Below are 9351 nucleotides of genomic sequence, written 5' to 3'. Positions count from 1 at the left end.
GCGCCGCGGCTGCGCGGGCATGCCCGCAACGAGCGTGCGGGCGGGCACCTTCGTGCCGCCGGGCACCAGCGCACCTGCGGCGACCATGGCCTGTTCGCCGATCTCCGCGCCGTCCATGACGATCGCCTTGATCCCGACCATGGCGTCGCGCCGGACCACGCAACCGTGGAGCACCGCGCCGTGGCCGATGTGCCCGTCCGCCTCCACCAGCACCTGCGCGTCGGGGAAGCTGTGGAGCACGCAGCCGTCCTGCACGTTCGCGCCCGCTTCCAGCACGATGCGGCCGAAGTCGCCGCGCAGCGAAGCGCAGGGGCCGACGTAGCAGCCCGGTCCCACGATCACGTTGCCGATCAGGACGGCGGTGGGATGCACGTAGGCGGTGGCGTCGACCACCGGCACCAGGCCATCGATGGAATAACAGGGCATCCGTGTCTCCTTTGCCAAACCACGGGGCAGCGGCGCGCACCGCGTGACCCTCGATTCCCGCCTGCGCGGGAATGGCGGGATCACCGCGCCGCGCGGATCGCCTGCACCGACTCGGGATTGACCAGCGTGCTGAGGTCGCCCGCATCCTCGCCGAGCCAGGCCGCCCGGATCACGCGGCGCATCACCTTCATGTTGCGGGTGCGCGGCAGGTCGGGCACCAGGGCGACCTCGGCCGGCCGGAAGGCCCCGCCCAGGCCCGCCACGACGGCGTCCGACAGCGCCTTCACCGCGGCATCCGGCGCGACCCCCGGGCGCGGAACGCACACGCAGACGAGGGCGGTGCCCTTCACGGGGTCGGGCGTGCCGACCGCCGCGGCGTCGAGCACCAGCCCCGTGGCCATCAGCAGGGCCTCGATCTCGGACGGCCCCGTGCGCTTGCCGGCGATCTTGAGCGTGTCGTCGGAGCGCCCGTGCACGTACCACATGCCGTCCGCGTCGCGGCTCGCGAAATCGCCGTGCACCCACACGTCGGGCAGGCGCGACCAATAGCTTTGCAGGTAGCGCTCGCGGTCGTGCCAAAGCCCGCGCGTGAGGCCGATGCTGGGCGTGCGCATCACCAGCTCGCCGGTCACGCCGGCCGCCACCGTTGCCCCGTCCGCATCGACCACGTCGGCCCCGGTGCCCGGCACCGGCCCGGCGAACGCGCAGGGCTTGAGCGGATGGATCACCGTGCCGGTCAGGATGCCGCCGATCTCCGTGCCGCCGGAGTAATTGAGCAGGGGAACGCGTCCGCGTCCCACGCGCTCGAAGGTCCACTGCCAGGCCTCGGGCGTCCACGGCTCGCCGGTGGAGATCATCACTCGCAGCGAGGAAAGATCGCGTTCGGCGAGCTCCGCGTCGCCGAGCGACATCGACAGTCGCGCGATCGTCGGAGCCAGTCCCAGGTAGCTGACGCGATGCCGCTCGACCAGCCGCCACAGGCGGTCGGGCTGCGGGTAGTTGGGTGCCCCCTCGGCCAGCACCACCGTGGAGCCGACCAGCAGCCCGCCGAACACGAGGATGGGCCCGACCAGCCAGCCCATGTCCGACATCCAGAGGAAGCGGTCCTCGGGCTTCAGGTCCATGCAGATCGAGAGATCCAGCGCCGTCTTGACGGGAAAACCGCAGTGCGAGTGGACCACGCCCTTGGGCTTGCCGCTGGTGCCGGAAGTGAACATCAGCAGGAAGGGATCGTCGGCCGGCATCGGCTCCGTGGTGACCGACGCGAAGTCCGCGGGCGCGCCGGCGGCGAGCTCGTGCCACCAGTGGTCGCGCCCCGGCGTCCAATCGTGCTCGCACGCGAGGTGGTTCAGGACGATGACGTGGTGCACGCCGGGGCAATGGGCCAGCGCCTCGTCGACGACGACCTTGGCGCCGACGGTCTTGCCGCGGCGCAGCGAGCCGTCGACGGTGATGACGGCGCGGGCATGTCCATCGTTCAGGCGCTGCGCGATGGCGTCCGCGCCGAAGCCCGAGAACATCGGCAGCACGATCGCCCCGATCTTCGCCACGGCCAGCATCGCGGCGGCCGCATGGGGCAGGTTCGGCAGGACCATGCCGACCACGTCGCCGCGGCCGAGGCCCAGGCGCCGCAGCCCCCAGGCCAGCCTGCAGGTCTCGCGGTCCAGGTCGGCGAAGCTCCATTGCGTGACGGTGCCGTCTTCGCCTTCCCACACCAGCACCGGCGCGTCGTAGCGCGGCGTGCCGCGGCGCCGGTCGATGCAGTTGCTCACCACGTTCGTCACGCCGCCGACGCACCAGCGCGCGAAGGGCAGGCCCTCGCGCAGGTCCAGCACCCGCTCGTAAGGCCGTTCGAAGCGGTAGTCGAGGAAGCGGATCAGCGCGTCGTGGAACCACGCCGGGTCACGGGCGGCACGCTCGTTGAGGGCCTCGAAGCTGTCGACCCCGAGCGCGCCCATGAAGCGCGTCAGGTTGGCGCTGGCGACGGTGGCGGCGTCGGGGCGCCACACGGCGTCGGAAACGGGGGGAAGACCGGCTTGCATGGCGCTCTTCTCAGTCGGCCTTGATGCCGCGATCGTGGATCAACTTCGTCAGCAGCTTCGTCTCCTCCGCGAGCAGGGTGCGGAACGCGCCGGCGTCCAGGTAGGCCGGCTCCAGGCCCAGGCCGTTGTAGCGCTCCTTCACGTTGGCCAGCGCCAGTGCCTTGGCGATTTCGCGGTCGAGCCGCGCCTTCACTTCCGGCGGCGTGTTGTTCGGCACCCAGACGCCCCACCAGATGTCCATGTCCGCGCCCTTGATGCCCTGCTCGGCGAGGGTGGGCGCGTCGGGGAAGAAGGCCGAGCGCTTCGCGCTGGTGACGGCCAGCAGCTTCACCTTGCCGGTGCGGATGTGGGGAAAGGCGATGCCCGGGTCGAACACGTAGTCGGCCTGGCCCGCCACCACGTCCTGCAGCGCGGGGCCGGAGCCGCGGTAGGGCACGTGCACGGCGGCGATACCGGCCTGCTGCTTGAACAGTTCACCGGCCAGGTGCGGCGGCGTGCCGGAGCCCGAGGAGGCATACGACAGCTTGCCCGGCTGCTTGCGCGCGATGGCGACCAGTTCCTTCGCGTCCTTCGCCTCCAGCGTGGGACGCGCGACGATGTACATCGGCGAGCGGCCGACGGCGGCCAGCGGCGTGAGGTCCTTCGCGGGATCGAACGGCGCCTTGAACAGGGAGGGATTGACCGTCTGGAAGGAGGTGGGTGCCAGCAGGATCGTGTAGCCGTCGGGAGCGGCGCGCACGACCTCGCCGGCGCCGATGTTGCCGCTCGCGCCCGGCTTGTTGTCCACCACCACCGGCTGGCCCAGCGCTTCGCCGAGGGCTTGTCCGAGGGAGCGCGCCATCACGTCGGTGCCGCCGCCGGGGGCGAAGCCGACCACCAGGCGGATCGGGCGGCTCGGCCAGGGGTTCTGCGCAAAGGCGCAAGGCAGGGCGGCCAGCAGGCCCAGGGCAGCCGTTGCAACGGCAATGCGGCGGCGCAGGGACGAAGTCTTCATGGTGTCTCCTCTCGGGAATGGATAAGGCAGGCGGCGCGGGAATGCTCAGGACGCCTGCGCGCGAACCAGCTCGCGCAGCTTGAACTTCTGGATCTTTCCGCTGGGCGTGGTCGGCATCGCGTCCAGCACCAGCAGCTTCTCGGGGATGTACTGGAGCGCGACCTTCTGCTCCCTGAGGTAGCCGACGACATCGGCCATCTGCAGCCCGGCGCCCGGCTTGGGCACCACCACCGCGCACGCCCGTTCGCCCAGGCGCTCGTCGGGGTAGGCGACGATGGCGGCCATGGCGATGCCGGGATGCCGGTACAGCAGCGACTCGATCTCCACCACCGGGATGTTCTCGCCGCCGCGGATGATCACGTCCTTGCTGCGGCCGGTGATGCGGACGTAGCCCTGTGCGTCCACGCGCGCCAGGTCGCCGGTGTCGAACCAGCCCTCCGCTTCGGTGTTGTTCCACTGCGGGCGCTTGAGGTAGCCGCCGAAGTTGGAACAGGCGCGCACCAGCAGCCGGCCCGCCTGTCCTGCCGGCAGCGGGTCGCCGGCTTCGTCGACCACCTTCACTTCCGCGCCCGGCAGCGGCAGGCCGTCGGTGGTGAAGGCGCGCTCGTCCTCGTCTTCCAGCCGGATCAGCGTCACGGCGCCGTTTTCGGTCATGCCCCAGGCCGAGACGATCTTGGTGCCCAGCGCGCTGCGCGCCTGCTCCACCAGTGGCCCGGGAATGGGTGCGCCCGCGCACAGGAAGGTCCGCAGGCTGGGGACCGGCGTCCGGCCCTCCGCCACTGCGCGCGTCAGGTCCGTCAGGAACGGCGTCGACGCCATGGTGAAGGTGCAGCCTTCGGCGCGGATCACCTCCACCGCCCGCTTCGGATCCCAGACGTCCATGAGCACGGCGCTCGCCTGCAGCACGACCGGCATCATCAGCCCGTACATGAAGCCGGTCTGGTGCGCCATCGGCGAGGCCATCAGCACCACGTCGTCGGCGCCGAGCGCCAGCCGCTGCGCGTACGGGACGATGTTGGAGGTGAGCGTGTTCGCGCTGTGCATCACGCCCTTGGGTTCGCCGGTGGTGCCGGAGGTGTAGATCAACTGCGTGATGTCGTCGGCGCCCGGCCGGCTGGCGTGCAGGATCGCGGCGGCATCGGGCGCCTCCTCCCACGCGGGGCCGGACAGCAGACGGTCGAAGCTGTTCGCTCCTTCCCCGTCGACGATCACCATGTGCTTCAGGTCGGGCAGGGTGGGCTGCAGGCCCTGCACCATCCGCTCGAAATCGAAGCCGCGGAACTGTCGCGGCGCGATCATGACCCTGGCTTCGCCGTGTTTCAGCATGAAGCCCAGCTCGCGCTCACGGAAGATGTGCATCAACGGATTCATCACCGCGCCGATGCGGGAGCAGGCGAGGTACACCAGGCTGAATTGCCACCAGTTCGGCAGCTGGCAGGCGACCACGTCGTTGCGGCCGACACCGAGCCGCGACAGGCCGACCGCGATGCGATCCGCCATGCGCCCGAGCTCGCGCCAGGTCATGCGCGTGACCGCGCTGGCGTCGGCCCGGTACGCGGTCAGCGCGATCTTGTCCGGGCAGGTGGCGACGCACGCATCGAGGTAGTCGTTGATGGTGCGATCGCGCCAGTGGCCCTGTTCGACCATGCGGGCGCGCCGCGGGGCAATGAGGACGGGATCGAATTCCATGGCTTGTCTCCTGGGTTGGCGTCTGGTGCGCTTCGATTCGTCAGGCGGGCACGGCCTGGCGGCCGGCCCGGTGGCGGGCCACGATGGTCTTCATGATCTGCGCCGTGCCGTCGCCGAGCTGGAAGCCGAGCACGTCGCGCAGCCGCTGCTCCATCACGCCGCGGTCGTAGCCGCCGTGCCCGAAGGACAGCAGGCACTGGTGCACCACGTCGTAGGCGAGCTTCGGCCCCCACCACTTGCACATCGCGGCTTCGGCGGTGTGCGGCAGGCCCTTGTCCTTCAGCCACAGCGTCTGCAGGCACAGCAGGCGTGCGGCCTCCACCTGCGTCTCGAAATCGGCCAGCGGGTGCGACACGCCCTGGAAGGCGGCCAGCGGCTTGCCGAAGGCCTCGCGCTGGGCGACGTAGTCCCAGGTCTCCTCCAGCGCCACGCGGGCGACGGCGAGCACCTGCAGGCCGATCAGGGCGCGCGAGAAGTCGAAGCCCTGCATCACCTGCACGAAGCCCTTGTTCTCCTCGCCGAGGCGATGGTCGACCGGCACCCGCACGTTCTCGAAGAACAGCGATCCGCGGCCGATGGCACGCTGGCCGTGGCAGTCGAAGCGGTTGCGGGTGAGGCCCGGAACGTCGGTGGGCACGAGCAGCGCGGTCACCCCGTGCGCGCCGGAATCCGGCGCCCCCGTGCGGCCGAACACGACGACGGCATCGGCCTGGTCGGCGGCCGAGATCGAGGTCTTCTCGCCATTGATCACGTAGTCGTCGCCGACGCGTTCGACGCGCAGCTGCAGGTTGGCAGCGTCCGAGCCGCCGCGCGGCTCGGTGAGCGCGATCGCCAGCAGCGCCTTGCCCTGCGTGAGCTTCTGCAGCCAGGGCTTGCCGACGTGCGGCCTCGCATGCTGCGCCAGGATCTGGCCGTTGAGGGAGGCGAGCAGGTTGATGTAGGAGATGCTCAGGTCGGCGCGGGCGATCTCCTCGTGGATCACGCCGGCGGCGAGGCAGCCCAGCCCCTGGCCGCCGAATTCCTCCGGCAGCTCCGGCGCGATGAACCCCATCTCTCCCATCTCGTGCATCAGCTGGCGGTCCAGCACGCGGGTCTGGTCGCGTTCCAGGAAGCCCGGCGCCACCCGTCCGCTGGCGAAGCGGCGCGCATGCTCGGCGAGCGCCCGCAGGTCTTCGTCGATATAGGGATTCATGGCAGGGGCCTTCCTACTTGGCGTACTTGCGGAACTCCGGCTTGCGCTTGTCCTTCAGCGCCGCCACGCCTTCGCGCGATTCCTCGGTGTCGTAGAACAGCTTGAGCGCGTACATGCCCATGCCGGCGATGCCGCTCTGGTGCGCGGTATCCATGTTGAAGCTGCGCTTGGCGATCGCGATGGCGGTGGGGCTGCGCTCGCAGATCGTCTCGGCCCATTCCTGCACCGTCGCATCGAGCTGTTCGGGTGGCACGCAGATGTTGGCCAGGCCCATCGCCACGGCTTCCTGGCCCGAGTAGCGCTTGTTGAGGTACCAGATCTCGCGCGCCTTCTTCTCGCCCACCACGCGGGCCAGGAACGCGGTGCCGTAGCCCGGGTCGACCGAGCCCATCTTCGGCCCGACCTGGCCGAAGATCGCCTTTTCCGAGCAGATGGTGAGATCGCAGATCGTGCACAGCACGTTGCCGCCGCCGATGGCGTAGCCCTGCACGCGCGCGATCACCGGCTTGGGCACGTCGCGGATGGCCGTGTGCAGCTCCTCCATCGGCAGGCCGATGGTGCCGCGGCCGTCGTAGTTGCCGTCGTGCGCCGACTGGTCGCCACCGGTGCAGAACGCCTTGTCGCCGGCCCCGGCGAGCACGATGCAGCCGACGTTGCGGTCGTAGCCCGCCTTGTTCAGCGCCCTGATCAGCTCGTCGCAGGTGGTGCCGCGGAAGGCGTTCATCTTCTCCGGGCGATTGATCGTGATCCACGCCACGTTGTTGCGGATCTCGTAGAGGATGTCTTGGAAGTCCATGGGATGTCTCTCTCGGGTGGGGAAGTGGGACCGGACTCAGCCGTTCATGGTCAGGCCGCCGGACACGCTGAGGACCTGGCCGGTGACGTAGGCGGCGTCGTCGCTGGCGAAGAACAGGATGGCGCCGGGCAGGTCACCGGGCTGCCCGATGCGGCCGAGCGGAATGGAGCGCGTGAACGCCTCGATCAGCTTTTCGGGGTTGCCCGCGCCCTCCTTGTATTCGGCGAACAGGGCGGTGTCGGTGGGCCCGGGGCACACCACGTTGACGGTGATGCCGTGGCGGGCATGCTCGCGGGCAATGGTCTTGGAGAACGCCACCAGGCCGCCCTTGCAGGCCGCGTAGACCGCCTCGCCCGACGAGCCGACGCGCGCCGCGTCGGACGAGATGTTGACGATGCGGCCCTTCTTGCGCGCGGCCATGCCGGGCAGCACCGCGTGGTGCATGTGCAGGGCGCCGGTCAGGTTGATCGCGACCAGCTTGTCCCACTCCGCGGGCTGCGTCTTGGTGAACGGCTTGAAGACATCCCAGCCGGCGTTGTTCACCAGGGCGGCGATGGGACCGAGCGCCGACTCGGCCTGCGCGACCGCGGCGTCGACGCTGGCGCGATCGGTGATGTCGCAGCGGAACGCCTGGGCGCGGCCGCCCTCGTCGCGGATGCCGGCGGCGACCTTCTCGGCCGCATCCGGATTCAGGTCGAACACGGCGACCCGGGCGCCTTCGGCGGCGAAGCGGCGGCAGGTGGCGCCGCCGATTCCGCCGCCACCGCCGGTGACGACCACGGTCTGGTCCTGGAAGCGTTGCATCATGTTCCTCTCGATGGGTGGGTTGCAGACCGCCTCCAGCCCCGTCCTGGGAACTAGAATAGGTCAATATGTTGTCGCAATTCTAGGGATGCGCCGCGGCCGGCGCAAGCCCCTGGAGGCGCCTCGGAGATTCCATGAACAAGACTGACCGACGAACGGCGGACGCCAAGATGGAGCTGGCCAACCGGCTCTTCTTCCGGCTCTACCAGTGTGCCAATATGTTGCACAAAACTGGGACGCGGGCAGTGGAGGCGGAGGGGCTGACGACGTAGCAGTGGGCCGTGCTGGGTGCCTTGTCGCGCGAGCAGGCGGAGGGCGGGATGAGCGTGGGGGAGCTGGCGAAGTACCTGATGGTGAGCCGGCAGAACCTCTCCGGCCTGATCGGCCGGATGGAGCGCGACGGGCACCTGGCGATCGCCGCCCACGGCGAGGACCGCCGCTCGCGCGTGGTCACGATGACCGAGTCGGGCCGGCAGGTCTGGCAAGCGCAGGCGCTGCCCAAGATCCACGCCTACTACGAGGAGATCCTGCAGGACTTCTCCATCAACGACCTCACCCACATGCTGCACTACCTGCTGAAGATGCTGGAGAACATGCAGCGCCTGGACCAGGCGCGGGTGGGAGCGGGGGAGGAGGAGGGGGGAACGGCGTAGGAGCGCGTCGGGCAGCAAGCGCTCCCGCGCCCAGCGCACCGGGCGCAGGGAGAACCTAGGAGCCTATCCGCGAGGCCGCGTGCGCGCGGACCTCGCCGCTCCCGCCTTCCCGGTCCCGATGGCGGTTCGGCTCTCATTCCGCTTTCCGTCAACGAGGAACCCCCATGAACATCACGATCGAAGACTTCGCCCGCATCGGGCTGATCGGTATCGGCGCCACGGCGGTCATGGATCTTTGGCAGGCAGTGCTCGGCCGCCTCGGCGTGCCCACGCTGAACTTCGCCTTGATCGGGCGCTGGGTCGGCCATTGGCGGCACGGGGTCGTCATGCATCGCGCGATCGGCAAGGCCGCACCGGTCCGAGGCGAGCTCGCCCTGGGCTGGGTGACGCACTATGCGACCGGCGTCGCCTTCGCCTCGCTCCTCATCGCCGTTTTCGGCGTCGAGTGGACCCGCAGCCCGACCCTGGCGCCGGCACTGGGTGTCGGCATTGCGACGGTCGCCGCGCCCTGGCTCCTCATGCAGCCGGCAATGGGCGCCGGCATCGCCTCCTCGAAGACGCCATCGCCGGCCAGGAGCCGCGCCCGAAGCATCGCCAACCACGCCGTCTTCGGACTCGGCCTGTACCTGTCCGCGCTTCCCCTCGCGGGGGTCGTGCGATGAGGAAGCCGCCTGTGCTGATGGGCTGGTGACCAGGTTCGCGAGCCCGGCGCCCTCTTGCGCCCCGGCACCGATCGGCGCAGCATGCCGTCGGAT

The 9351-nt window shown here is 69.9% G+C and carries 8 protein-coding genes and 1 pseudogene; 2 read left to right on the top strand and 7 right to left on the bottom strand.

The features are described 5' to 3' along the window. From VFM98_RS15360 to badH, 7 genes are all read right to left on the bottom strand, one after another. Window positions 1-426, bottom strand: a 426-nt coding sequence (locus VFM98_RS15360) for a phenylacetic acid degradation protein PaaY (protein WP_325110782.1), incomplete at its 3' end; no start/stop codon positions are given. 80 nt (window positions 427-506) lie between these two features. Further along, a complete protein-coding gene (locus tag VFM98_RS15355) occupies window positions 507-2468 on the bottom strand; it encodes an AMP-binding protein (protein ID WP_325110781.1) in 1962 nt (653 codons plus the stop codon). A gap of 10 nt (window positions 2469-2478) precedes the next feature. Beyond that, entirely contained in the window at window positions 2479-3462 is a 984-nt protein-coding gene (locus tag VFM98_RS15350; protein WP_325110780.1) for a tripartite tricarboxylate transporter substrate binding protein, read from the bottom strand. 45 nt (window positions 3463-3507) lie between these two features. Then, window positions 3508-5151 (bottom strand): cyclohexanecarboxylate-CoA ligase, encoded by a 1644-nt coding sequence (gene aliA, locus VFM98_RS15345; RefSeq protein WP_325110779.1) that lies wholly within the window; start codon window positions 5149-5151, stop codon window positions 3508-3510. Window positions 5152-5191: 40 nt separating this feature from the next. After that, window positions 5192-6343: a cyclohexanecarboxyl-CoA dehydrogenase gene (gene aliB, locus VFM98_RS15340; RefSeq protein WP_325110778.1), complete on the bottom strand. Its 1152-nt coding sequence runs from the start codon at window positions 6341-6343 to the stop codon at window positions 5192-5194. 13 nt (window positions 6344-6356) lie between these two features. Further along, window positions 6357-7139, bottom strand: a complete 783-nt coding sequence (badI, locus tag VFM98_RS15335; RefSeq protein WP_325110777.1) for a 2-ketocyclohexanecarboxyl-CoA hydrolase — start codon at window positions 7137-7139, stop codon at window positions 6357-6359. Window positions 7140-7175: 36 nt separating this feature from the next. Continuing rightward, window positions 7176-7943, bottom strand: coding sequence for a 2-hydroxycyclohexanecarboxyl-CoA dehydrogenase (badH, locus tag VFM98_RS15330; RefSeq protein ID WP_325110783.1), 768 nt, complete (start codon window positions 7941-7943; stop codon window positions 7176-7178). Between the two features lie 170 nt (window positions 7944-8113). On the opposite strand from badH, the pseudogene VFM98_RS15325 reads away from it, so the two are divergent. Together VFM98_RS15325 and VFM98_RS15320 are read left to right on the top strand one after the other, a co-directional pair. Next, window positions 8114-8596, top strand: a pseudogene (locus VFM98_RS15325) (MarR family transcriptional regulator). Window positions 8597-8760: 164 nt separating this feature from the next. Continuing rightward, on the top strand, window positions 8761-9258 hold the full coding sequence (locus VFM98_RS15320; protein ID WP_325110776.1) for a DUF2938 domain-containing protein: 498 nt from the start codon (window positions 8761-8763) through the stop codon (window positions 9256-9258). Window positions 9259-9351 lie beyond the last annotated feature (93 nt).

It is taken from the genome of Ramlibacter sp., assembly GCF_035706265.1.
Lineage (GTDB): Bacteria > Pseudomonadota > Gammaproteobacteria > Burkholderiales > Burkholderiaceae_C > Ramlibacter.
The sequence above is the reverse complement of the archived record's forward strand: the minus strand, read 5'-3'. Positions and strand labels throughout refer to the sequence as shown.